At 74.5% G+C, this 24,094-nt stretch carries 23 protein-coding genes and 3 tRNA genes; 17 read left to right on the forward strand and 9 right to left on the reverse strand.

Features of this window, described 5'->3' with window-relative positions:
* The first annotated feature begins 7 nt into the window (after positions 1 to 7).
* Complete coding sequence (locus RCG67_RS12910; RefSeq protein ID WP_368826772.1) at positions 8 to 373, forward strand: VOC family protein; 366 nt, start codon at positions 8 to 10, stop codon at positions 371 to 373.
* Between the two features lie 10 nt (positions 374 to 383).
* On the opposite strand, the gene RCG67_RS12915 is transcribed toward RCG67_RS12910, so the two are convergent.
* Both RCG67_RS12915 and RCG67_RS12920 read right to left on the reverse strand, forming a co-directional pair.
* Positions 384 to 773, reverse strand: coding sequence for a YchJ family protein (locus RCG67_RS12915; RefSeq protein ID WP_368826773.1), 390 nt, complete (start codon positions 771 to 773; stop codon positions 384 to 386).
* A gap of 198 nt (positions 774 to 971) precedes the next feature.
* Positions 972 to 2,441, reverse strand: a complete 1,470-nt coding sequence (locus RCG67_RS12920; protein WP_368826774.1) for an NCS2 family permease — start codon at positions 2,439 to 2,441, stop codon at positions 972 to 974.
* A 415-nt stretch (positions 2,442 to 2,856) separates the two neighbouring features.
* Between RCG67_RS12920 and RCG67_RS12925 the strand changes: the two genes are divergently transcribed.
* The 9 genes from RCG67_RS12925 (at position 2,857) to RCG67_RS12965 (ending at position 12,734) form a co-directional block, all read left to right on the forward strand.
* A complete protein-coding gene (locus tag RCG67_RS12925) occupies positions 2,857 to 3,336 on the forward strand; it encodes a YflT domain-containing protein (protein WP_368826776.1) in 480 nt (159 codons plus the stop codon).
* Positions 3,337 to 3,550: 214 nt separating this feature from the next.
* Positions 3,551 to 5,245, forward strand: coding sequence for a nitrite/sulfite reductase (locus RCG67_RS12930; protein WP_368826777.1), 1,695 nt, complete (start codon positions 3,551 to 3,553; stop codon positions 5,243 to 5,245).
* Positions 5,242 to 6,009 carry a phosphoadenylyl-sulfate reductase gene (locus RCG67_RS12935; RefSeq protein WP_368826778.1) on the forward strand — a complete coding sequence of 256 codons (768 nt, stop codon included), beginning with the start codon at positions 5,242 to 5,244 and terminating at the stop codon, positions 6,007 to 6,009. Before RCG67_RS12930 ends, RCG67_RS12935 begins: the two co-directional genes overlap by 4 nt.
* A gap of 26 nt (positions 6,010 to 6,035) precedes the next feature.
* Positions 6,036 to 6,968 carry a sulfate adenylyltransferase subunit CysD gene (gene cysD / locus RCG67_RS12940; RefSeq protein ID WP_438612668.1) on the forward strand — a complete coding sequence of 311 codons (933 nt, stop codon included), beginning with the start codon at positions 6,036 to 6,038 and terminating at the stop codon, positions 6,966 to 6,968.
* Positions 6,969 to 6,970: 2 nt separating this feature from the next.
* A complete protein-coding gene (locus RCG67_RS12945) occupies positions 6,971 to 8,353 on the forward strand; it encodes a sulfate adenylyltransferase subunit 1 (protein ID WP_368826780.1) in 1,383 nt (460 codons plus the stop codon).
* Between the two features lies 1 nt (position 8,354).
* A complete protein-coding gene (locus RCG67_RS12950; RefSeq protein ID WP_368826782.1) occupies positions 8,355 to 9,500 on the forward strand; it encodes an ABC transporter substrate-binding protein in 1,146 nt (381 codons plus the stop codon).
* Complete coding sequence (locus RCG67_RS12955) at positions 9,497 to 10,261, forward strand: ABC transporter ATP-binding protein (RefSeq protein WP_424346974.1); 765 nt, start codon at positions 9,497 to 9,499, stop codon at positions 10,259 to 10,261. The genes RCG67_RS12950 and RCG67_RS12955 overlap by 4 nt, the downstream gene beginning before the upstream one ends.
* Entirely contained in the window at positions 10,251 to 11,207 is a 957-nt protein-coding gene (locus RCG67_RS12960; RefSeq protein ID WP_368826784.1) for an ABC transporter permease, read from the forward strand. The genes RCG67_RS12955 and RCG67_RS12960 overlap by 11 nt, the downstream gene beginning before the upstream one ends.
* A gap of 99 nt (positions 11,208 to 11,306) precedes the next feature.
* On the forward strand, positions 11,307 to 12,734 hold the full coding sequence (locus tag RCG67_RS12965; RefSeq protein ID WP_368826786.1) for an FAD-dependent oxidoreductase: 1,428 nt from the start codon (positions 11,307 to 11,309) through the stop codon (positions 12,732 to 12,734).
* Positions 12,735 to 12,835: 101 nt separating this feature from the next.
* On the opposite strand, the gene RCG67_RS12970 is transcribed toward RCG67_RS12965, so the two are convergent.
* Positions 12,836 to 14,197, reverse strand: coding sequence for a D-arabinono-1,4-lactone oxidase (locus RCG67_RS12970; RefSeq protein ID WP_368826787.1), 1,362 nt, complete (start codon positions 14,195 to 14,197; stop codon positions 12,836 to 12,838).
* 177 nt (positions 14,198 to 14,374) lie between these two features.
* On the opposite strand from RCG67_RS12970, the gene RCG67_RS12975 reads away from it, so the two are divergent.
* Positions 14,375 to 15,454 (forward strand): universal stress protein, encoded by a 1,080-nt coding sequence (locus tag RCG67_RS12975; protein WP_368826788.1) that lies wholly within the window; start codon positions 14,375 to 14,377, stop codon positions 15,452 to 15,454.
* 10 nt (positions 15,455 to 15,464) lie between these two features.
* Here RCG67_RS12975 and RCG67_RS12980 read toward each other — a convergent pair whose 3' ends face one another.
* Positions 15,465 to 15,809 (reverse strand): metallopeptidase family protein, encoded by a 345-nt coding sequence (locus RCG67_RS12980; RefSeq protein ID WP_438612669.1) that lies wholly within the window; start codon positions 15,807 to 15,809, stop codon positions 15,465 to 15,467.
* 163 nt (positions 15,810 to 15,972) lie between these two features.
* Between RCG67_RS12980 and RCG67_RS12985 the strand changes: the two genes are divergently transcribed.
* From RCG67_RS12985 to RCG67_RS13010, 6 genes are all read left to right on the forward strand, one after another.
* Positions 15,973 to 16,045: transfer RNA gene (locus tag RCG67_RS12985), tRNA-Glu, on the forward strand.
* Positions 16,046 to 16,124: 79 nt separating this feature from the next.
* Positions 16,125 to 16,198 (forward strand) — tRNA-Asp (locus tag RCG67_RS12990).
* A 62-nt stretch (positions 16,199 to 16,260) separates the two neighbouring features.
* Positions 16,261 to 16,333: transfer RNA gene (locus RCG67_RS12995), tRNA-Phe, on the forward strand.
* Positions 16,334 to 16,435: 102 nt separating this feature from the next.
* Positions 16,436 to 16,897, forward strand: a complete 462-nt coding sequence (locus tag RCG67_RS13000; RefSeq protein ID WP_368826791.1) for a hypothetical protein — start codon at positions 16,436 to 16,438, stop codon at positions 16,895 to 16,897.
* 66 nt (positions 16,898 to 16,963) lie between these two features.
* Positions 16,964 to 17,122, forward strand: a complete 159-nt coding sequence (locus RCG67_RS13005; protein ID WP_368826792.1) for a hypothetical protein — start codon at positions 16,964 to 16,966, stop codon at positions 17,120 to 17,122.
* Positions 17,119 to 17,616 carry a hypothetical protein gene (locus RCG67_RS13010; RefSeq protein ID WP_368826793.1) on the forward strand — a complete coding sequence of 166 codons (498 nt, stop codon included), beginning with the start codon at positions 17,119 to 17,121 and terminating at the stop codon, positions 17,614 to 17,616. The genes RCG67_RS13005 and RCG67_RS13010 overlap by 4 nt, the downstream gene beginning before the upstream one ends.
* A 92-nt stretch (positions 17,617 to 17,708) precedes the next feature.
* Here the strand turns inward: RCG67_RS13010 and RCG67_RS13015 are convergent, their stop codons facing one another.
* From RCG67_RS13015 to RCG67_RS13035, 5 genes are all read right to left on the reverse strand, one after another.
* Entirely contained in the window at positions 17,709 to 19,415 is a 1,707-nt protein-coding gene (locus tag RCG67_RS13015) for a glycoside hydrolase family 13 protein (RefSeq protein WP_368826795.1), read from the reverse strand.
* A 112-nt stretch (positions 19,416 to 19,527) separates the two neighbouring features.
* Positions 19,528 to 20,586, reverse strand: coding sequence for a DMT family transporter (locus RCG67_RS13020; RefSeq protein WP_368826796.1), 1,059 nt, complete (start codon positions 20,584 to 20,586; stop codon positions 19,528 to 19,530).
* Complete coding sequence (locus tag RCG67_RS13025) at positions 20,583 to 21,608, reverse strand: Gfo/Idh/MocA family protein (protein ID WP_368826797.1); 1,026 nt, start codon at positions 21,606 to 21,608, stop codon at positions 20,583 to 20,585. The genes RCG67_RS13020 and RCG67_RS13025 overlap by 4 nt, the downstream gene beginning before the upstream one ends.
* A gap of 102 nt (positions 21,609 to 21,710) precedes the next feature.
* Positions 21,711 to 22,958: an MFS transporter gene (locus RCG67_RS13030; protein WP_368826798.1), complete on the reverse strand. Its 1,248-nt coding sequence runs from the start codon at positions 22,956 to 22,958 to the stop codon at positions 21,711 to 21,713.
* A gap of 131 nt (positions 22,959 to 23,089) precedes the next feature.
* Entirely contained in the window at positions 23,090 to 23,875 is a 786-nt protein-coding gene (locus RCG67_RS13035; protein ID WP_368826800.1) for a formate/nitrite transporter family protein, read from the reverse strand.
* Between the last annotated feature and the right edge of the window lie 219 nt (positions 23,876 to 24,094).

Genomic DNA, 24,094 nt, shown 5'->3' on the forward strand with positions numbered 1-24,094 from the left:
TGGGCGCATGACCAGCACGCTGTCCGCCGTCGCCGTCGACTGCCGGGACCCCGAGACCCTCGCCCGCTTCTGGTGCGCCGCCCTGGGCTACGTCGTCCACGGCGAGGCCGAGGGCTACGTGGGGATCGTGCCCGCGGAGGGCCGCGGCCCGCACCTCGACTTCGTGCTCGTGCCCGAGCCCCGAACGGTCAAGAACCGGCTGCACCTCGACCTGCGCGCGGTGGACACCGACCAGGACTCGGAGGTCGCGCGGCTGGAGTCCCTCGGGGCCCGCCGCGTGGACGTGGGGCAGGGCCCCGAGGTGACCTGGGTGGTGCTGGCCGATCCGGAGGGCAACGAGTTCTGCGTGCTCGCCGATGCCGAGGACGCCTGACCCGGCGGGCTCAGGCGACCACGCCGTCCACGTAGTACCACCGGCCGTCCTCGCGCCGGAACCGGGAGCTCTCCCGCTGGGTCCCCCGGGCGCCGCCCGCGCCGCGCCAGTGGGCGGTGAAGTCCACCCGGCCCTCGTCGTCGAAGGGGCCGCCGCCCGTGGTCCCGTGGACGTCCAGCCGGGTCCAGCGCAGCGCGGGGTCCAGGCCCACAGTGTCCGGGCGCGTGGCCGGGTGCCACGTGGCCAGCAGGTAGGGCTCGTCTCCGGCGGCGAAGGCGCTGAACCGCGAGCGCATGAGCAGCTCCGCCGTGGGCGCCGGGCGGCCGCCGTGGAAGCGGCCGCAGCACGCGCCGTAGGTCTCCCCGGTGCCGCAGGGGCAGCGGGCGTCGTCGTCGATCATGCCCCCGATCCTCTCACCGGCCCCGCTCCCGGACCCGCTCCCGATCCCGGCCCTGATCCCGAACCCGCTCCCGGGCGCGAGGTTGCGGACGACGGCCACCGGAACGCGTCCGGTCGCCGTCGTCCGCAACCTCGCGGAGGGGGGACTCGCGCAGGAGGACTCGCGCGGGAGGAGTCGTGCAGGGGGAGGGGGAGCCGCTCAGGCCATCCAGCCCTCGACCACGCCCTTGCCGAAGAACACCACGAACGCCGCCGCCACGACGTACATCAGCGGGTGCACCTCCTTGCCCCGGCCCTGCACGAGCCGGATGAAGACGTAGGAGACGAAGCCCGCGCCGATGCCGTCCGCGATCGAGTAGGTGAACGGCATGACGGCGAACGTCAGGAAGGACGGCACGGACAGGCCCCAGTCGTCCCACTCGATGCGCACGACCTGCTTGGCCATGAGGAAGCCCACCACGACCATGGCCGGGGCCACGGCCTCGAACGGCACCACGTTGACCAGCGGCGTGATGAACATGGCGAGCAGGAACAGCACGCCGGTGACCACGTTGGCCAGGCCGGTGCGCGCGCCGTCGGCGATGCCGGTGGAGGACTCCACGAAGATCTGGTTGGAGGACACCGAGCCCGCGCCGCCGGCGATCGCGCCCGCGGCGTCCACGAGCAGGATCTTGTCCACGTTCTGGATCTGCCCGTTGCGGCCCACGAGCCCGGCCTGCTGGGAGAGCCCGACCATCGTGCCCATCGCGTCGAAGAAGATCGAGAGCAGGATGGTGAAGATCAGCAGCGCCGCGGCGAGCGCCCCGAGGCTCTGGAACGCCTCGAGCGGGGCGGCCGAGCCCACGAGGGAGAGGTCCGGCAGCGCCACGAAGGAGGTGGGGGCCGCGGGCACGACCAGCGACCAGCCGGTGGGGGCGTCCACCGAGGAGCCGGACGGGACGACCGCCTCGAGCACGTGGGCGAGGATCGTCGTGGCGACCACGGCGATCAGGATGGCGCCGCGGACGTTGCGGACGATGAGGGCCACGGTCAGGAGCAGGCCGACCACGAACGTCAGCATGGGCCAGCCGAGCAGCGTCCCGCCGTCGCCGAGCTGCACGGGCACGGTGGTGCCGGCGGCGTCCGGGATGCGGCGCACGAAGCCGGCGTTCACGAAGCCGATCAGGGCGATGAACAGCCCGATGCCCACCACGATGGCGGTCTTCAGGGACGCCGGCACGGCGTTGAACACCGCGGTGCGGAAGCCCGTGAGGACCAGGACGAACATGATCAGGCCCGCCCACACCACCAGGCCCATCACCTGCGGCCACGTGAGCTCCGGGGTGGTCACGATCGTCACGGCGAGGAACGCGTTGACGCCCAGGCCGGTGGCGATCGCGAAGGGCGCGCGGGCCACGACGCCCATGAGAATGGTCAGCACCCCGGCGACGAGCGCCGTGACCGCGGCGACGCGCTCGCCGCCCAGGACGTTGCCGGCGCCGTCCGGTCCGTAGCCGAGGATCAGCGGGTTGAGCACCACGATGTAGCTCATCGCGATGAACGTCGCCACGCCGCCGCGGACCTCGCTCGTCACCGAGGAGCCGCGCTCGCTGATCTTGAAGAAGCGGTCCAGGCCGTTGCGCGGCGGGCCGGAGGGAGTCTCCGTGGAGACGGAAGCGGAGGATGCCATGGTGGTCCTTCAGGCACTCGACGGGAGGGAGCGGGACTCCACGAGGGGGCGCTCCCGGGCTGACGGCGGCACCGTTGCCACCGGGACGACACTACCTGCCCGCGTCCGGGCGCGTCCCGGCCGGAACGTGCCGGAAGCCGGGGCGCGGACCCGCCGCAAGCCGGGGCGCGGACCCGGCCGCCGGGCGGCGCCGGCGCCGGCCCACCGTGGCTCCCGGGCCGGGGACCGGGGCCACGCGCCGGGAGCCGGCCGGAAGGCCCCGCTCCGCTGGAACACCGGCCGGACGGAGCCCGTTGACATGGTGGTGGGCGCCGCACGAACCGCGGCGCACGCCCGCACCGACCAACCGACCGACCACCGCGGCCGGCCCGCGGCACCGCCGCACAGCACGGCCGCACGAAGGAGTGCACACCTCATGAGCCAGCCCTCACCGATCCCTCCCACCGCCTCCGGCAACTACCGGATCCTCCGCAGCGTGCCCACCTACGACGCGGCGCAGGAGATCGTCGACACGCTCTCCGACGCCGGGTTCCCCGTGGAGCACGTCCGGGTGGTGGGCACCGGCCTGCGCTCGGTCGAGCAGGTCACCGGGCGGATGACCAACGGGAAGGCCGCTCTCTACGGCATGGTCTCCGGCGCGTGGCTCGGCCTCTTCGTGGGTCTGCTCCTCGGCCTCTTCGCCGTGGGCGCCTGGCTGAGCGTGGTGCTGTGGGGCGTGGCCCTGGGCGCGGTCTGGGGCCTGGTCCTCGGCCTCGTGGGCCACGCGGCGACCGGCGGGCGCCGGGACTTCCGCAGCATCCAGGGCTTCGAGGCCGACGCCTACGACGTCCTGGTCGACGCCGAGCACGTCGACGACGCGGCGGCGCACCTCGCCGGGCAGCGGCCCACGGCCTGAGCCCCCGCCCACGGCACGGCGCAGCGGCGCAGTGCAGCACAGCGCAGCGCGGGACGGCCCCTCGGGCCCCGGTCCGCCCCTCCGGGCGGGCCGGGGCCCGATGCCATGGCACATATCGGCAGCCCTGTCCACCCCTGTGTCAAGGGGAGACGGTTCATGGCGGTTTGTGACGATCGGCGTGACTGTCCTGCCGGACGCGCGAACAATCGACGCCATGACACAGACGACGCGCGCGCCCCGCGCTGCCCGGAAGCCGAAGCCCGAGGGGCAGTGGAAGGTCGACGGCCGGGATCCCCTGAACCCCAACGAGGTCTTCAAGCAGGCCGACGACGGGCTCAATGTGCGCACCCGGATCGAGGAGATCTACTCGAAGCACGGCTTCGCGTCGATCGACCCGCAGGACCTGCACGGGCGCTTCCGCTGGTGGGGCCTCTACACCCAGCGCCGCCCGGGCATCGACGGCGGGAAGACCGGGTCCCTGTCCGACACCGAGATCGAGGACGAGTACTTCATGATGCGCGTCCGGCTCGACGGCGGGGCCCTCACCCGCGAGCAGCTGCGCGTGCTCGGGCAGATCTCCGCGGACTTCGCCCGGGACTCGGCCGACATCACGGACCGCCAGAACATCCAGTACCACTGGATCCGCGTCGAGGACGTCCCGGAGATCTGGCGCCGGCTCGAGGACGCCGGCCTGGACACGGCCGAGGCCTGCGGCGACGTGCCGCGCGTGATCCTGGGCTCCCCGCTCGCCGGGATCGCCGAGGACGAGATCATCGACCCCACCCCGGTGATCGAGCAGATCAAGTCCACCTGGATCGGCTCCCCGGAGTTCTCCAACCTCCCGCGCAAGTACAAGACCGCGATCACCGGCCACCCGTCCCTGGACGTGGTGCACGAGATCAACGACTGCGCCCTCGTGGGCGTCGTCCACCCCGAACTGGGCCCCGGCTACGACCTGTGGGTCGGCGGCGCCCTGTCCGTGGTGCCGTTCCTCGGCAAGCGCCTGGGCGCCTTCGTGACCGAGGAGCAGGCCCCCGAGGTGTGGAAGGGCGTCACGAGCATCTTCCGCGACTACGGCTACCGGCGGCTGCGCAACCGTGCCCGGCTGAAGTTCCTGGTCCAGGACTGGGGGCCCGAGAAGTTCCGGCAGGTGCTCCAGGACGAGTACCTCGGCTACGAGCTCGCCGACGGCCCCGCGCCGGAGAAGGCGGCCACCCCGGGCGACCACATCGGCGTGCACCGGCAGAAGGACGGCCGGTTCTACATCGGCGTGGCCCCGCGCGTGGGCCGCGTCTCCGGGGCGAAGCTGCTGGCCCTGGCCGACGTGATGGCGAAGTACGGCTCCGACCGGCTGCGCACCACCCCGCACCAGAAGCTCGTGCTGCTCGACATCGCGGAGGCCGACGTCGAGAGCGCCGTCGCGGACCTCGACGCCCTGGACCTGCAGGCGAAGCCCTCGGCGTTCCGCCGCTCGACCGTGGCGTGCACCGGCATCGAGTACTGCAAGCTCGCGATCGTCGAGACCAAGCAGACCGCCTCGGACACCATCGACGAGCTCGAGCGGAGGCTCGACGGCGTGGAGCTGCCCCACCCCATCTCGATGCACGTCAACGGCTGCCCCAACTCGTGCGCCCGCATCCAGACCGCGGACATCGGGCTCAAGGGCCAGCTGCTGCCCACCGAGGACGGTGGGCAGAAGCCCGGCTACCAGGTCCACCTGGGCGGCGGGCTCGCCGACGACGACCGGGCCGAGGCCGAGCTGGGCCGCACCGTGCGCGGGCTCAAGGTGTTCCAGGACGACCTCGCCGACTACGTCGAGGGACTGGTCCGCCGCTTCCTGGCCCAGCGGACCGAGGACGAAAGCTTCGCCGAGTGGACCCGCCGGGTCGAGGAGAGTGAACTCGCATGACCGCCACCGACACGGGCACCCGCCCCGCCCTGCGCGACGAGCAGCAGCTGCGCGCGCTCGCGGCGGCCGGCGCCGCCGCGCTGCACGCCGAGCTCGACGCCGAGGGCAGGGTCCCGGCCGAGGGCGAGGCCTCCACGGAGGAGGCCATCCGCTGGGTGGCCGAGAACTTCGACCTCCGCAGCGTGACCGTGGCCTGCTCGATGGCCGACGCCGTGCTCCCGGCCCTGGTCGCCGAGCAGCTGCCCGGCGTGGACGTGCTCTTCCTGGAGACCGGCTACCACTTCCCGGAGACCATCGGCACCCGGGACGCCGTGGCGCACATGCTCGACATCACCGTGGTCGACGCCCTGCCGGAGCTCACCGTGGCCGAGCAGGACGAGCAGCACGGCAAGGACCTCTTCGCCCGGGACCCCGGCCTGTGCTGCGCCATCCGCAAGGTGGCGCCGCTCAAGAAGTCCCTCGAGGGCTACGAGGTCTGGTTCACCGGCGTGCGCCGGGACGAGTCCTGGACCCGCACCAACGCCCCGATGGTGACCTTCGACGAGACCCACAAGCTCGTCAAGGTCAACCCCATGGTGCGCTGGACCCTCGACGAGCTGGTCCAGTGGTCGCAGGACCACGGGGTGCCGACCAACCCCCTGCTGGCGGAGGGCTACCTCTCCATCGGCTGCGCCCCCTGCACGCGGCCCACGGCCCCGGGCGAGGACCCGCGCGCGGGCCGCTGGGCCGGCCAGGACAAGATCGAGTGCGGGATCCACCTGTGAGCGCACCCACCACGACGGAGGCGAACGTGACCATTCCGACCACCGCCCCGGCCCCCGCGGAGGCCGGCGTGCACAGCAGCCTCGACGCGCTCGAGGCCGAGTCCATCCACATCCTGCGCGAGGTCGTGGCGGAGTTCGACCGCCCGGCCATGCTGTTCTCGGGCGGCAAGGACTCGGTGGTCATGCTGCACCTGGCCGCCAAGGCGTTCTGGCCCGGGCGGATCCCCTTCCCCGTGCTGCACGTGGACACCGGGCACAACTTCCCGGAGGTCCTGGACTTCCGGGACCGCACCGTGGAGCGGCTCGGCCTGCGGCTGGTCGTGGCGAGCGTGCAGGACTACCTCGACGACGGCCGGCTGCTCGAGCGCGCCGACGGCACCCGCAACCCGCTGCAGACCCTCCCGCTGCTGGACGCCATCGCGGAGCACCGGTTCGACGCCGTGTTCGGCGGCGGCCGCCGCGACGAGGACAAGGCCCGGGCGAAGGAGCGGATCCTGTCCCTGCGCGACGAGTTCGGGCAGTGGGACCCCCGCAACCAGCGCCCCGAGCTGTGGAACCTCTACAACGGCCGGCACACCCCCGGCCAGCACGTGCGGGCGTTCCCCATCAGCAACTGGACCGAGCTCGACATCTGGCGCTACATCGAGCGCGAGAACATCGAGCTGCCGCCCATCTACTACGCCCACGAGCGGGACGTCTTCCGCCGGGACGGGATGTGGATGGCCGTGGGCGAGTTCTCGGCGCCGGCCGGGGCCGAGACCGTGGAGCGGCAGACGGTGCGCTACCGCACCGTGGGGGACATGTCCTGCACCGGCGCCGTGCTCTCCGGGGCGCGCACCGTGGCGGACGTGGTGGCCGAGGTCGCCGTGTCCACGCTCACCGAGCGCGGGGCCACCCGCGCGGACGACAGGATCTCCGAGGCCGCCATGGAGGACCGCAAGAAGGACGGGTACTTCTAGACATGACTTCCCCCAGCACCGCCGCGCCGGCGGCCGAGCACGTCCCCACGATCGACCCCGGCTCGCTGTTCCGCTTCGCGACCGCCGGCTCCGTCGACGACGGCAAGTCCACCCTGGTGGGCCGGCTGCTGCACGACGCCAAGGCGATCCTCGCCGACCAGCTCGAGGCCGTGGGCCGCACCTCCGCCGAGCGCGGCTTCGGCGGCGGCACGGGCCGGCTCGACCTCGCCCTGCTCACCGACGGCCTGCGCGCCGAGCGGGAGCAGGGGATCACCATCGACGTGGCCTACCGCTACTTCGCCACGGACCGCCGCTCCTTCATCCTCGCCGACTGCCCCGGCCACGTGCAGTACACGAAGAACACCGTCACGGGCGCCTCGACGGCCGACGCCGTCGTGCTGCTCGTGGACGCCCGGCACGGCGTGGTCGAGCAGACCCGCCGGCACCTGGCCGTCGTGTCCCTGCTGCGCGTGCCGCACGTGGTGGTCGCCGTGAACAAGATCGACCTCGTCGACTACGACCAGGAGGTCTTCGACCGGGTCGCCGCGGACGCGTCCGCCGTCGCCGCCCGGCTGGGGGTCGAGGACGTGCACGTGGTGCCCGTCTCCGCCCTCGAGGGCGACAACGTGGTGGAGCCCTCCGCACGGACCCCGTGGTACTCCGGGCGGCCGCTGCTGCGGGTGCTCGAGGAGCTGCCCACGGTGGACGAGTCCGGCCGCGGCACCGCGCGCCCCTTCCGCTTCCCCGTCCAGTACGTCATCCGCCCGCAGGGCGGCACGGCGCCGGGCGCGGACGCCGAGCAGCTGCGGGACTACCGCGGCTACGCGGGCCAGATCGCCTCGGGCACCGTCGCGGTCGGGGACGAGGTCGTGGTCCTGCCCGCGGGCCGGCGCACCACGGTCACCGGCATCGACGTGGCGGGCACCGCGCCCGCCCCGGGGGCGTCCCTGCCCGGCGAGCGGCTCACGGAGGCCGCGGCCCCGCTGTCCGTGACCCTGCGGCTGGCCGACGACATCGACATCGCCCGCGGCGACCTCGTCGCGAGCGCCGACGACGAGCTCCCGGAGCCCGTCCAGGACCTCGTCGCCTCCGTGGCGTGGCTCGGCGCGCGGCCCCTGCAGCCCCGCGCCCGCGTGCTCGTCAAGCACGGGGCGGCCACGGTCCAGGCCATGGTCACGGAGCTCGAGGGGCGGCTGGACCTCGAGGAGCTCGTGCTGCGGGACGCGGCGACCCTCGAGCTCAACGACATCGGGCGGGTCCGGCTGCGGCTGGCCTCCCCGCTGCCCGTCGACGCCTACGACCGGCTGCGGCGCACCGGCGCCTTCCTGGTCGTCGACCCGGCCACGGGCAACACGCTCGCCGCCGGGCTCGTGCGGGACGCCTGAGGTGGGCCGGCAGCAGCCGCTGGACCTCGCCACGGTGACGGCCGGCCGCGGCGGGCGCCCCGCCGCGGCACGCCGTCCCGGCTGGCCGCTGGTGCTGACCGCCCTCGCGCTCCTGACCGCCCTCACGGCCGCCGCCACGTGGCTGCGCGCCGACGGGACCTTCGCGGCGTGGGAGCAGGCCGCCGTCGAGACCTCCGACGCCGGGGCGCTGCGGCTGGGCCACTTCGGCAACCTCACGCACGGGCCCGCCCTGGTGGGCGTCGAGGAGGACCTCTTCGCCCGGGAGCTGGGCGGGACCCAGCTGTCCACCCAGGTCTTCGGCAGCGGGCCCACCGCCGTGGAGGCCATGAACGCCGGGACCCTGGACGCCGCGTTCGTGGGTCCCAGCCCGGCGATCAACTCCTACGCGCAGTCCGGCGGGGAGTCCCTCGCGATCGTGGCCGGCGCGGCCTCCGGCGGCGCCCAGTTCGTGGTGACCGGCGACGTCGCGGGCGCGGACGACCTCGCGGGGAGCACCCTGGCGACCCCCGAGTTCGGGGGCACCCAGGACGTCGCGCTGCGCACGTGGCTCGCCGGACAGGGCTACGAGGCCGACGGCGACGGGGAGCGCTCCGTCGCGATCACCCCCATGCCCAACGGGCAGGCCCTGCAGATGCTGCGGCAGGGCCAGATCGACGGCGGCTGGCTGCCGCAGCCCTGGGCCACCCGCGCCGTCCAGGAGGAGGGCGCCCGCGTCCTGGTGGACGAGCGGGAGCTGTGGGCGGACGGCCGGTTCCCCACCACGGTGCTCGTGGTCCGCCGGGACTTCCTCGAGCGGCACCCGCAGACCGTCGAGCGGCTCGTCCGCGGCCTGCAGCGCTCCGTGGACTGGCTCGAGGCCCGCGAGGACGACCCCGTGGAGGTGGCCGGCACCCTCAACGCCGGGCTCGTGCGGGCCGGCACCGAGGCCCTGCCGCAGACCACGCTGATCGACGCGCTCGATGCCCTCGAGTGGACGGTCGACCCGCTCCCCGCGGCCTACCCCGCCCTGCTCGCCGACGGCGTCGCGGCCGGCACCACCCAGGACGCCTCGCTCGAGGGTCTCGTGGACGAGCGGTTCCTGGCGCGGGTGCGCCCCTCCGCCGCGGCGGGGGAGGGGGCACCGTGACGGCGATCCGGCTCGAGGGCCTGAGCAAGAGCTTCGGCCCCGCGGACGGCCCGGTCCTGGAGGACGTGGACCTGGAGGTGGAGCGGGGCCAGTTCGTGGCGCTGCTCGGCGCCTCCGGGTGCGGGAAGTCCACGCTGCTCAACATCGTGGCGGGGCTCGAGGAGCCCACCGGCGGCTCCGTGACCGTCCCCGCCGAGGGCGCGGCCCTGATGTTCCAGGACGCCGCCCTCTTCCCGTGGCTGAGCGCGCGCCGCAACGTGGAGCTGGCTCTCGAGCTGCGCGGCATGCCGCGGGCCGAGCGCCCGGAGCGGGCCCGCGAGCTGCTCGAGCTCGTCCGGCTCGGCCACGCCGGGGACAAGCGCCCGCACGAGCTCTCCGGCGGGATGCGCCAGCGCGCGGCCCTGGCCCGGGCCCTGGCCCAGGAGCGGGAGGTGCTGCTCATGGACGAGCCGTTCTCCGCGCTGGACGCCATCACCCGGGACCTGCTGCACGACGAGCTGCTGCGGATCTGGCGGGCCACCGGCCGCACGATCGTGTTCATCACCCACAACGTGGGCGAGGCCGTGCGCCTGGGCCAGCGGGTGCTGCTGATGTCCTCCCGCCCGGGACGGATCGTCCAGGAGTGGGACACCCGCCCGTGGAAGGACCCCGACGCCTACGGCTTCGAGGGCAACGCCCAGTCGCTCGACGACACGCTCGGGGAGCTGACCCGCACGATCACCGCACGACTCCGGGAGGAGATCAGCCGCCATGCCGCCTGAGACCGCCGCACCCGCCGTCCCGGCCCGCCCGGCCGCGGCGCGCCCCGCCGTCGCGCGCCCCCACGCTCCCGCGGCCCCGGCCGGCGCGCGCCCCGCCGCCGACGAGCTCGCGGGGCTCGACGCCCTGCAGACCGAGCGCACCCGCCGCACGTCGGGGGCCGAGGTGCTGCGCACCAAGGTGGCCCCGCCGCTCGTGGCGCTGCTGTTCGCCCTGCTGCTGTGGCAGCTGCTCGTCGCCGTCCTCGGCCCCCGCCCGGACGTGGTGCCGGGCCCGCTCGACGTCGCCCGCCAGACCGCCGCGCTGCTCTCCGACGGCACGGTGCTGGGCGCCCTGGGCACGAGCCTGTGGCGCGGGGTCAGCGGGTTCCTGATCGCGGTGGCCGTCGCCACCCCGCTGGGCCTGCTCGTGGCGCAGTGGCAGGGGCTGCGCAACGCCGTGGGCCCGCTCATCTCCGGGCTGCAGGTGCTGCCGTCCGTGGCGTGGGTGCCCGCCGCGATCATCTGGTTCGGGCTCTCCGACGCCACCGTGTACTTCGTGGTGCTCATGGGCGCCGTCCCGTCCATCGTGAACGGGATGCTCGCGGGCGTGGACCAGATCCCGCCGCAGCTGCGCCGCGCCGGGCACGTGCTCGGCGCCTCGGGCTGGACGATGGCGAGCCGGATCGTGCTGCCCGCGGCCCTGCCCGGCTACGTGGCCGGGCTCAAGCAGGGCTGGGCGTTCTCGTGGCGCTCGCTCATGGGCGCCGAGCTCATCGCGATCGGCGGCTCCATCGGCTTCGGCCTCGGCTCCCTGCTCGCCCAGGGCCGGACCGTGTCGAACATGGCCGTGGTGATGGTCGCGGTGCTCGCGATCCTCGCCGTCGGCATCCTCGTGGAGCTGCTGTTCTTCAACCCCGTGGAACGGCGTCTCCTGCGCGGGAGAGGGCTGCTCGGCCACCGGTCGTGAGCCTGCTCACCCAGGAGATTCTGCGCTTGATTCACTACCCTTGAACCCGATCTACGATGCGCGCGGTGGACGCCGTGCGCGCAATCGAAAGGAACCCACGTGGCTGACACCACCACCCGCCCCCTGCGCGTCGCCGTGATCGGCGCCGGCCCGGCCGGCATCTACGCCGCGGACATGCTGACCAAGTCCGAGCCCGTGCAGAACGGGGAGCTCGAGGTCAGCATCGACCTGTTCGACCGCTACCCGACCCCGTTCGGCCTCATCCGCTACGGCGTGGCCCCCGACCACCCCCGCATCAAGGGCATCATCACCGCGCTGCGCGCCATCCTGGGCCGCGGCGACATCCGCTTCTTCGGCAACGTGGAGTTCGGCCGCGACCTGACCCTGGCCGACTTCGGCAGCCACTACGACGCCGTGATCTTCGCGACCGGAGCGGTCTACGACGCCCCGCTGAACATCCCCGGCAACGACCTGAAGGGCGTGCACGGCGCCGCCGAGTTCGTGGCCTGGTACGACGGCCACCCGGACTTCCCGCGCACCTGGCCGCTCGAGGCCCGGGAGATCGCGGTCATCGGCAACGGCAACGTGGCCCTCGACGTCGCCCGCGTGCTCTCCAAGCACGCCGACGACATGCTCGTCACCGAGATCCCCGGCAACGTCTACCAGGGGCTCAAGGCGTCCCCGGTCACGGACGTGCACATCTTCGGCCGCCGCGGCCCCGCCCAGGTGAAGTTCACCCCGCTCGAGCTGCGCGAGCTCGCCAAGTCGCGCGACGTCGACATCGTGGTCTACGACGAGGACTTCGTCTACGACGAGGGCTCCGAGCAGGCGATCGCCAAGAACAACCAGGTCAAGGTCATGGTCAAGACGCTCGAGAAGTGGCGGGCCGACGACGCCCCGAAGACCGCCTCCCGCCGGCTGCACCTGCACTTCCTGCAGAGCCCCCGCGAGGTGCTCGGGGAGGACGGCCGGGTCACGGGCCTGCGCATGGAGCGGACCCGGCTCAACGGCGACGGCTCCGTGTCCGGCACCGGCGAGCACATCGACTACCCGGTGCAGGCCGTCTACCACGCGGTGGGCTACCTGGGCTCCCGGCTGCCCGAGCTGCCGTTCGACGACGGCCGCGGCGTGATCCCCAACGCCGAGGGACGGGTCCTGGCCGAGGACGGCACCGTGCTGCACGGGCTCTACGCGACCGGCTGGATCAAGCGCGGTCCGGTGGGGCTGATCGGCGCCACCAAGTCCGACGCCCTCGAGACGGTCACCCACCTCCTGGAGGACCGCCCGGTGCTGCCGGGCGCCACCCGCCCCGACCCCGAGTCGGTCGACGACCTGCTCGAGGCCCGCGGCGTCGAGTACACCACCTGGGAGGGCTGGCTGGCCCTCGACGAGTACGAGCAGGGCCTCGGGCAGTCCTCCCACGACGCCGAGGGCAACCCGCGCGAGCGCGTCAAGGTGGTCGAGCGCGAGGAGATGGTCAGCGTCTCCCGCGAGGGCGTGGCGGAGCCGGTCTCCTCGCCCGTCTGATCCGCGGCTCCCTGCCGCCGTGCCGCCTCTCGAGGGGCCGCGTCCTGCCGGACGCGGCCCCTCGAGCCGTGCGGCACCGGGCGGTGGACCGCGCGCGGGGCCTACAGGCCCAGCAGCCCGCGGACGTGGTCGTTGAGGAACACCCCGTCCGGGTCCACCGACGCCCGCACGTCGAGGAAGTCCTGGAACCGCGGGTACACCGAGTGCAGGTGCTCCGCGCCCTGCGTGTGCACGGTGCCCCAGTGCGGGCGGCCGCCGTGGGCCACGAAGATCTCCTCGGCCGCGGCGAAGACCTTCGGGTCGTACCTGCGCCAGTACTGCCGCAGCGCGATCCAGCCGGTCTCGCGGCCGTGGGCGGGGGAGAGCCAGGCGTCCTCCGCGGCCGAGCAGCGCACGTCCACCGGGAGCGAGAAGGAGTAGTCGCGGCGCTCGATGAGCGTCTGCAGCTCCCGGAAGGCCCCGACGAGCTCTTCCGCGGGCAGCGCGTACTCGGAGGAGACGAAGCGGGTCCGGCGCGGCACGGTGAACACCCGGAAGGAGAGGTCGCTGTACTGCCGCGGGCTGTTCGTGTAGGCGTCGAGGCGGTTGAGCCCCGGTGTGGAGCGCGGCAGGACGGTGGCCAGCTGGTTCAGCCCCGCGGTGAGGGTGTTGCGCAGCAGGGCGTCGTCGAGCCGGCGTACGGTGCGGGCCACGGGGGAGCCGGGCCGCGTGAAGGAGTCCGGGAGCTTGTGCAGGCGCGTCAGGATCCGGGTCTGGGCGGTGGCGGTGCCCGGCGTCCAGAAGAACTCGAAGTGGTCGGCCCCGGACATCCGGCTCCCCAGGGTGTCCACGAGCTGGCCGAGAGGCTCCTTGAGCTCCGCCGCGTGCAGCCGGAACGTCGGCTCGCACACCAGGGTGGCGCTCGCGACGATCCCCACGGCGCCCAGGCCCACGCGGGCGGCCTGGAACAGCTCGGGGCGCTGCTCGGCGGAGCACTCCACCAGCTCGCCGCGCGCCGTGACCAGGCTCAGGGCGACCACCTGCTGGGACAGGGAGCCGAAGCCCAGCCCGGTCCCGTGGGTGCCCGTGGAGATGGCGCCGGCGACCGTCTGCCAGTCGCTGTCCGGCAGGTTGGTCACGGCCAGCCCGTGGGCGTTCAGCTCCTGGTTCAGGTCACGGATCGTGGTGCCCGCCAGGACCGTGACCCGCTGGTTCTCCCGGTCGACGGCCGGCAGCCCGGACAGCCCGGAGAGGTCGAGCATGACGTCCGGGGCGAGCGGCAGCGCCGAGAAGCTGCACCCGGAGCCCACCGCGCGCACGCCCAGTCCGCGGCGCGCGGCGGCGGCGACGCCCTCCGCGAGCTCGGACACCGAGGCGGGGCGCAGCACGTGCCGGGGGGTGACGGAGTGCGTCCTGCCCCACGTGGCCCACTCTCTCGTCCCGGTCTCGCCGGGCAGGGCGTCGGGCAGCGAGACCTCGCTCATCGGCGGGACCGTCCTTCCTCGCAGGCAGGTGCACAGTGCGCCCTCATCCTCTCATCCCGGTGCCGCTCCGGCGCCCTGCGAACGCCGGTCGCCGCCGTGCCGCGCGTACCATCGGAGGCGAAGCCCGCGGCGGGGCCGGAGCACCGCGGGCCGAGGACGCGCACAGGAGGCAGCACCATGACCGACCACCCGTCCCGGGACCGGGAGCGCGAGGAGCCGCGCGGGAGCACCCTGGGCGAGGAGGCGGTGCGCCGGCGCGTCCCGTCGGGGGGCGGGCAGAGCCGCTCCCTCGACGCCACGGGAGAGGTCGTCGTGGGCATCGACGGCTCCGAGCAGAGCCTCGGCGCCCTGCGGTGGGCGGCCCGGGAGGCGCGCCGCCGCGGCCGCCCGGTGCGGCTGGTCACCGCGTACAGCCTGCCCGTGTTCTCCGGCTCGGGCTTCGACACCGGCTACGCCACCGTGGACGAGGCCGCCCTCACCCAGGGCGTCGAGGAGCTGCTGAACCACGCCGCGGAGCACGTCCGCGACGTGGGGGTGGAGCTGCGGGCGACCGTCGAGACCGGGGACCCCTCCGGCGCCCTGCTCGAGCTGAGCCGCACGGCGGAGCTGCTGGTCCTGGGCTCCCGCGGCCGGGGCGGCCTGCTGGGCCGGCTCCTCGGCACGGTCTCCACGGCGGTGCCGGCGCACGCGAAGTGCCCCACGGGCGTGGTCCCCCTGCCGTGGGCGCAGGAGCACCTGGGCGCGGCGGAGCTCACGAGCACCCGCGCCCTCGTGGACCGCGTCGTCGTGGGCTCGGACGGCTCCGCCCAGGCGCGGGCGGCCATGCTCTACGCCGCGGAGGAGGCGCGCCTGCTCGGCGTCCCGCTGACGGTGCTGTGCGCGCTCCCGCCCGTGAGCGGGGCGCTCGCGTGGATGCCCACGGCGGTGGACTTCGAGGTGATGTACGACGACGTCGCGCGGGCGCTGAACGGCGGCGTCGCCTGGCTCGAGAGCTGGTTCCCGGACCTGGAGATCGGCTCCGAGCTCGCGGACGGCTCCCCGGTGCAGGTGCTGGTCGAGCGGACCCGGCGCAACAGCCTCGTGGTGATGGGCACGCGCGGCCGGGGCGGGTTCGCCGGGATGCTCCTGGGCTCCACGTCGCAGGGCGTGCTGCACAACGCCGCGGGCCCGGTGCTGATCGTCCCGGACCGCTACGACGAGCGGATCGAGACCCGCAAGGACTTCGACTCCGACGACATCCGCCCCTGGGACGCCTGAGCGGGCCGGCTCAGCCCCAGCCCAGTTCGTGCAGGCGGTCGTCGTCGATGCCGAAGTGGTGGGCGACCTCGTGGATGACGGTGACCGTGATCTCCTCCACGAGCTCCTCGCGCTCCGCGCACATGCGCTGCAGCGGTCCCTGGTAGACGAAGATCCGGTCCGGCAGGGAACCGGCGCCCCAGCCGCCGTCCCGGGCCGTGAGGGGCACGCCCTCGTAGAGGCCCAGCAGCTCCGGGGCGTGCTCCGGCGGCTCCTCCTCGACCAGGATCACCACGTTGTCCATCGCCCGGAAGAGGGCGTCCGGGATCAGGTCGATGGCGTCGTCGACGGCGCCGTCGAACTCCTCGCGGGTCATCTCGATCACGGTCCATTCCTACCGCACCGGCCCGTGCGGCGGCTGGATCCCGGGGGCAGAGCGGGAATTGTGCGGACTCCGTGCATGCCTCTAAGCTGTACTCGGTTTCCCCCGTGTCACGGTCCTCGGTCGCCGAGGTCGTGGCCGTCGACGCGGGTGTCCGGCCCCCATCGTCTAGTGGCCTAGGACACCGCCCTTTCACGGCGGCGACACGGGTTCGAATCCCGTTGGGGGTACGCGATCGGAGGGTTCGCCCACCGATTTGCACAACCGCCGAGGAATGCTGGTAGGATCAGTCCTCGTTGGAAACAGCAAGGCCCTGTAGCGCAGTTGGTTAGCGTGCCGCCCTGTCACGGCGGAGGTCGCGGGTTCAAGTCCCGTCAGGGTCGCTCGGACGGCGTTCATCGAGAGATGCGGCGCCGTCGCGGCATATCCGCTGCGGATGTGCCGGGGCTCTGTAGCTCAGTTGGTAGAGCGTACGACTGAAAATCGTAAGGTCACCGGATCGACGCCGGTCGGAGCCACCGCGGAAACCGCCGGTCCCCTCGTGGGGCCGGCGGTTCTTTCGCGCCCGGACGGTGCCGGCTGCCAGGCGGCACCGAGGTTCGCTCCCTACCCTGGGAGCCGTGATCCGGTATCCCCGTCGCCCGAGCCCTCTCGGGGCAGCAGCGGCCGCGCTGTCCGCCCTGTGCCTGCTGGCGCTCGCCGGCTGCGGCACCGGCCAGCAGCAGCCCGGACTGGTCCTCGAGACCAGGGCGGGCTCGCCCTCGGCGGTGCCGTCCGGGCCCTCCCCGGAGCCGCGGACCTGCTTCGACGTGGCGAGCGCCTACACCGCCCTGACGCTCGTACCGCTGTCCGGCGACGAGCCGGACCCGCACTTCCGGCCGCAGGACGCGGCCGCCTCCGTGCGCGAGCTCGTTCCCGGGCTGCCCGCCGAGCTGCGCCCCGCGTTCGACGACGCCGTGGCCGCCCTGGGTGCCGCGGGCCCCTCCGTGCAGCCCGCCGAGCTGGCCGAGCTGCAGCGGACGCTGGCGCCGGTCGGCGACTGGCTGCGCGAGGCGTGCGCGGAGCCCACCCCCTCGAAATGATCAGCACCCTGCCTAGACTGGGCCTCAGGCCGCCCGGCCCGGGCGGCCACGACGGGAGGAGCTGAGATGAGCGAGCACGGACGCGAGCAGGAGCCGGGACGCGGACCGGTCGACGACCAGCGGGAGGACGGCGTGGTCATCGAGCCCGGCGCCGAGCTCGACCGCGACCTGGAGCAGCAGGGAATGAGCCCCGAGCGGACCGGTGACGACCAGGAGCAGCCGTGACCGGCCCCGCCCGGACGAGCGTGCTCGGACGGGCCGCGGCCACCGGTGCCGCGGCGGGGATCGCCGGGGCCGGTCTGATGGTGCTGGGGGAGAAGGCCGAGCAGGCGCTCACGCACCGACCGGACTCCTACGTGCCCGCCCGGGCCCTGCTCACCCTGCTGGGGCGGCACCCCGGTGACCGTGCGCAGCCCGCCGCCTGGAACTCCGTCATGCACTACGGCACGGGCGCCGCCCTCGGTGCCCTGCGCGGAGTGTGGGCCGTGACCGGCATCCGGGGTCCGCACGCCAACGCCTGGCACACGGTGGTGCGGCTCGCCTTCGACCAGACCGTGGAGAACGCGACGGGCGTCGGGGCCCCGCCGTCGTCCTGGCCGGCGGGCGAGCAGGCTGTCGACGTCCTGCACAAGGCGGTGTACTCCGTGGTGACGGGAGTGCTCGCGGACCGGCTGCTGGCGCCGGTGCTCGCGTCGAGCCGGGGGCGCACCAGCCACTGACCGGCGTGCCGGACCGGCGGGCGAGCCGGCTGATGACGCCGTCTCGCCTGCCGCGGGCCCGCTCGGGGCGGCTCAGGGCCCCGCGGGACGGCTCAGCCGGCCAGGCGCCACCACACGGCCCGCTCGGGGCGCAGGGCGCCGTCCTGCACGGCGTCCTCGCGGCTGAGCACGAGCGGCTCTCCCGCCGGCAGGGGCACCGGGGCGCCGCCCAGGTTCGCCGCCACGAGGACCCGCTGCCCGGTGCCGGTGGTGTTCACGAAGGAGAGCAGGCCCGTCGCGGCGTCGTGCGTCGCGTGCCACGCGAAGGAGCCGCGGCCGAGCCCGAGCTCCCGGCGCACCCGCAGCGCCGTGCGGTACACCGTGTGCGTGGAGTCGGGGACCCCCACCTGCCGGTCCGCCGCGAGCTCTGCGAAGACGTCGGGCTGCGGCAGCCACGGGTTGGCGCCGAAGCCGTGGCCGGGCTCTCCCGCGGCCCAGGGCAGCGGGACGCGGCAGCCGTCGCGGCCGATCTCCTCGCCCCCGGTGCGGGCGAACGCCGGGTCCTGGCGCAGCTCCGCGGGCAGGCACGTGTGGTCGGGCAGCCCCAGCTCGTCCCCCTGGTACAGGTAGGCGGAGCCCGGCAGGGCGAGCTCCACCAGGGCGGCGGCGCGGCCCCGGGCGAGGCCCTGCTCGTGGTCGGGCTGCTCGCCGGCCGCGTCGATCCCCTGGGGGTAGGCGATGGGGTCCGCGAGGCCGAAGCGGGAGACGTGCCGGACGGTGTCGTGGTTGGACAGCACCCAGGTGGTGGGGGCCCCGACCGCCGCCGCCTCCCGGAGGGAGCCCTCGATGGCCCGGGACAGCCGCGCCCAGTCCCATCCGGCGACCAGGAAGTCGAAGTTGAACGCCTGGTGCATCTCGTCGGAGCGCACGTACATCGCCAGCCGGTGGGCCGGCTCGACCCACGCCTCGGCCACCATCATCCGGTCGCCCTCGTACTCGGCGAGCACCCGGTGCCAGTCGCGGTAGACCTCGTGCACGCCGTCCTGGTCGAAGTAGGGGCTGCCGCTGCTCAGCGGGGTGTCCGGCTCGTCGTGCTCCCGCGCGTCGTGCTCGCCCTCGACCATGTGCACCTGGTGGTCCCAGTCCGGCAGCCCCTCGGCCTTGACCAGGCCGTGGGCCACGTCCACGCGGAAGCCGTCCGCGCCGCGGTCCAGCCAGAAGCGCAGCACGGAGCGGAACTCCTCCCACACCTCCGGGTTCTCCCAGTTGAGGTCCGGCTGGGTGCTGTCGAACAGGTGCAGGTACCACTGCCCGTCCGGCAGCCGGGTCCACGCCTCGCCGCCGAACACGGAGAGCCAGTTGTTCGGCGGCAGCTCGCCGTGGGCGCCCCGGCCGTCCCGGAACATGTACCGGTCCCGTTCGGGGCTGCCCGGCCCGGCGGCCACGGCGGCCCGGAACCACTCGTGCTCGCTGGAGGTGTGGTTGGGCACCAGGTCCACGATCAGCCGCATCCCGAGCTCCGCCATCCGGGCGCGCATCCGGTCGAAGTCCTCGAGGGTGCCGAATCGGGGGTCGACGTCCCGGCAGTCCGAGACGTCGTAGCCGGCGTCGTGCTGCGGCGAGACGTAGAACGGGGACAGCCACAGGGCGTCCACGCCCAGGTCCGCGAGGTAGTCCAGGCGGTCGACGATCCCGGGCAGGTCGCCCAGGCCGTCACCGTCGGAGTCGTTGAAGGATCGGGGGTAGATCTGGTAGATCACCGCGGAGCGCCACCACGGGTCGTCCTCGGCCGTGGGGGACTGGCTGATCTGCTGCGTCATGGGCTGTTCCTCGGGTCCTTCCTCAGGGCTGTCCGGCGCGGTGTCCGGTGCGGGGAACCGGCGCGGGGGCACCGGGCGCCGCGGTGTCCGGCGCGGGGCGTCCCCAACCTAGTCAGTCCCCGGGGGCGGTGTCACGGCCGTGCCGCGCCGCGGCCGCGCGCACCGGAACCGGGTGCTCCACCGCGGGCGCACGGGCGGCCGCCGGCCCGGCGGCCCGCGGGACGGCGGGCACCGGGCCGGCGGCCGGTGCCCGGCCGGGCGTGCCCGGCCGCTGCCCGACGACGTTGGCGGGGGCGAGGGCGAGCACGACGAGCGCGGCGGCGATGACGGCCAGCCCGGTCCAGCCGGCGCCCGTCAGCCGCTCGCCGACGACGACGACGGCCAGGACCGCCGCGACGGCCGGTTCGGTCAGGGTGAGGGTGGTCGCCGTGCTGGGGCGCACCCGCGCGAGCCCGATGCCGAACAGGAAGTACCCGAGGAACATCGGCACCAGCGCCATGTACGCGGCCACGGCGAAGGACTGCGACGAGGCCAGCAGGGGCGCCCCCGTCGCGGCGAGAACGGGGAGCAGGAGCGCCCCGCCGGCCCCGAAGACAGCGCCCATCGAGGCCGCGCGCCCCACTCCGTGGCCCATCAGCCGGTGGACGACCCACGAGTACAGGGCGTAGGTGGTCCCGGCCACCAGACCGAGCCCGATGCCGGCCGTGGTCCCCGAGGCGGACATCGCGGGCCGGCCGCTCTGCGACAGGACCAGCAGGACGCTGCCCAGGACGCCCAGGAACGCCGCGAGCATCCACCACCGGCTCAGGGGGCGGCGCTCGAGGACGCGTTCCAGGACGCCCGAGGCCAGCGGCGCGGAGGCCAGGGAGACGACCGTGCCGATGGCGACGCCGCCCAGGTGCATCGAGCTGTAGAACGCCAGCGGGTAGACGGCCACGGCCAGGGCCCCGGCCGCCACCAGCCCGGTGTGCGGGCGCAGCGCCCGCCGCGAGCGGCGCAGCGCGGGCAGGGCGATCGCCGCCTGCAGCAGCCCGCCGACCCCGAGGGCGGCGGCCCCGATGGCCAGCGGACCGGCGCCGGGGGCGAAGGTCGCCGCGGTCCCGGTGGTGCCCCACAGGACCGCGGTGAGCAGGATCGCCGCGACGCCGGCACGGTGCCCGGTGCGGGTCACAGGGCCTCGCGCGCTCCCGTGCGGGCGCTGCGCCGCGCCGCGTCCAGCACCGCGGCGACGGCCACGGCGTCCCAGGGGTCCACGGGCACCTCGCCGTCGTCGTGGAGCCACCGGGCCACCGCCCGGTAGAAGTCCGCGGGCTCGCCCGGGGCGGTGGGCACGGGCATGGTCTCGGCGCCGCGGACCAGCAGGCCCGTCGTGCCGTCCCCGGGGTCCAGGGAGTCGAAGGGCCCGGGGCTGTCCGCGTGACCGGGGACGAGGAGGGCGCCGGCCGAGCCGAGCACGCGGGTCCGCGGGCCCGGCGCACCCACCAGGCTCCCGGCCCACAGGTGGCTGATCGTGCCCGAGACGTGGTCCAGGGCCAGGAAGACGTCGTCCTCCGTGGGCGTCGTCAGGGCGCGCAGCTCGGCCCGCACCGCGGCCACGGGCCCGAACAGCTGGATCGCCGCGTCCACCAGGTGCGGTCCCAGGTCGAGCAGCAGCCCGCCGCCCTGGCCGACCGCGTTCTCCCGCCAGCGGTCCTTGGGCACCGGGCGCCAGCGCTCCCAGCGGCGTTCGAAACGGTGCACGTCCCCGAGGCGCCCCTCGGCGAGCACGCGGACCAGGGTCAGCTGCTCGCTGTCCCAGCGCCGGTTGTGGAAGACCGTCAGCGGTGTCCCGGTCGCCTCGGCGCGGCGGACCACGGCCGTGGCGCTCCCGTGGTCCATGGCCAGCGGCTTGTCGACCACCACGGGGATCTCGGCCTCCAGGGCGGCCAGGGCGTGCTCCACGTGCAGCCCGGTGGGGGAGGCGACCACCAGCACGTCCGGCCTCGGGCCCGCCAGCAGCCCGGCCAGATCCTGGTGCACCTGCACCCCGGGCCAGTCCGCGCCCGCCCGGGCGGCCCGCTCCGGGTTCCCGGTGACCACGTCGGTGACCCGGCCTCCGGCCCGCCGCAGCAGGTCCCCGTGGAAGTCCCGCCCGGCCATGCCGTAGCCGACCAGTCCGGCGGTGAGCACCCGCCCTGCACCCTGTTCAGTCATGCGGTCACGATAGCCGCTCGGGCGCGGTCGCCGGGGCCGGGCACCCCGTCCGGCACGGCCCCCGGGAACGGTGCCGTGCCGGCCCGGTGCCGTGCTGTGCTGCTACGGCCGGGGCGGGCCCGCGAGCTCGTCGTCGACGTAGCGGGGCGCGGCCGCGACCCCGCCGGCCAGCACGAGGAGCACCGCGGTGCCCATCAGCAGCAGCAGGGGGGCGGTCCAGCTGCCGGTGGCCTCGCGCAGGGCGCCGACCGCGAAGGGCCCGGCCGCCGCCAGCAGGTAGCCCACCGGCTGGGTGAACCCGGACAGCTGCGCGGTGACCCGGGGGTCCCGGGAACGGGCCGTGAGCAGGGCCAGGGCGGTGGGGAAGGCGAAGCCGCCCACCCCCAGCAGCAGGGCCCAGACCCACGGCGTGCTGCCGGGCGCCAGCAGCAGCCCGGAGTAGCCGGCGACCATGCAGGCGCCCAGGCCCACGATCCACCGCCGCAGGTGCGGGGACCGGGCCACGAGGACGGGCATGAGCAGGCCGCCCGGAATGCCCATGGCGGCGATCAGGGCGGCCATCAGCCCCGCCTGCGCCTGGGCCAGGCCGCCGTCGCGGTAGATCTGGGCCACCCAGCCGAACTGGACGTAGGCGTGCATCGACTGGATGCCGAAGTAGACGCACAGCGCCACGGCGGTGCGGGAGCGCAGGATCGAGGAGCCGCGCCCGGCGCGCAGCGCCCGTCCGGGCGCGGTGGCGGGCTCGCGCCGGTCACGAGCGGTGACGAGCACCCACGGGACGACGGCGACCAGGGCCACGAGCCCCCACAGGCCCAGCGCCGCCCGCCATCCGCCGGGCCCGTGCGCGGCCAGCGGCCCGGCCGCCAGCAGCGGCAGGGTGGCGCCGACGGCCAGGCCGGTCGTGTAGAGGGAGTTCAGCCCCGCCGTGCGCCGGCCCCCGTGGCGCTTGATGAAGGCCGGCACCAGGATGTTGCCGACGGCCATGCCCGCGAAGCCCAGCACGGACAGGGCCAGGAACACCGGCACCGATCCGGTGACCGCCCGGGCCAGCAGGCCGGCGGCGACCAGGGCGAGACCGGCGGTGACCGCACCGCTGATCCCGGTCCGGCGCGAGAGCGCGGCCGCGCACGCGCCCGCCGCGGCGAACGTGAGCCCGGGCAGGGCCGTGAGCACCCCGGCCATCGTGGGGCTCAGCCCCAGGCCCTGCTGCACCTCCGCGAGCACCGGGCCCACGGACGTGGCCCCGGGGCGGAGGTTGACCGCCACGAGCAGCACCGCGAGCACGACCAGCCACCCCGGCAGCCGGGGCGGGGAGGAACGACGGTCCGGGGGCGGAGTGGAGTGGCGCACCGGCTCGTTCTATCACGCGGCGCGGCGGGCCCGCGGCGCGGGGACAGCGGAACAACCGCCGGGAGGCCGGTCGTCGTCGCCGAGGGCGCTGCGACGATGCTCCGGACGCTCGCCGGGACGGCACCGCCCGGTCAGTCCGAGCCGGGGGAGCTCTTGGCCTGGACGGTGTGGGTGAGGGTCATCAGCAGCAGCCCGCCGACGAGGTTGCCGGCGACCGCCAGGACGAAGTTCTGCCCCAGGTCCCCGACGGTCACGGCGGCGCCGAGCCAGATCCCGAAGAGCAGGTGCAGCCCGGAGACGACGACGTGGTCGAAGGGGCCCAGGGCGAGGAAGACCCCGACCAGGTAGGCCAGCACGATGCGGGCGGTGGCCGAGTCCGCGGCGTGCAGCAGGTAGGAGAGCAGGGTCAGCAGCGTGCCGGCGGCCACGGCGCGGGCGAAGGTCGCCCATCCGCTCTTGGCCGCGATCTCCTCGGCGACGGAGACCAGGACCTCGTGCGCCCCGGCCGGCAGGGCACCGTCGACGGTGAAGACCGCGGCCATGACGGTTCCGCCCACCAGGTTGAGCACCAGCACCAGGGCCCACAGCCGGCCCAGCCGCAGCCACACGGAGGGCCCGCGCCGGTCGATGGCCGCGGCGACGGGGTCGAAGAAGTTCTCGGTGAACAGCTCGGAGCGCCCGATCACGAGGAAGACCACGCCGGTGCCGAAGGCCAGGGCTCCGGCGAGTTTGCCGGGGCCGGTGCCGAAGCCGGGGGTGATCAGCTCCTCGGTCATGGCCAGGGCGACGATGCCGAAGACGATGGTGACCCCGGCGATGAACCCGGTGGAGGCCTGCTCCAGGGGCGGCATGGTCAGCCGCCGCGCTCCCTCGGCCTCGGCGCGGTCGTAGATCTCGGTGGGGTCCGGTGCGCTCATGGACCACACCTACTCCGCCGACCGCCCGGGAGCAAACAACCCTGGTGCGCTCTCTCCGAGGGGATCGATGAATCGGGCGAGGCCTCCGCGAGAATCAGGAGGGTTCACCGGGAACTCCGCTACGCACCGGGGAGCAGGGGCCCCTGGGCGGGCGTGCCCGTAGGGTGAGCGGATGGACATCGCGCATCTGTTGTGGAACTCCGTCCCGCCGTGGGCCAC

Source organism: Kocuria cellulosilytica, from assembly GCF_040981245.1.
Lineage (GTDB): Bacteria > Actinomycetota > Actinomycetes > Actinomycetales > Micrococcaceae > Kocuria > Kocuria cellulosilytica.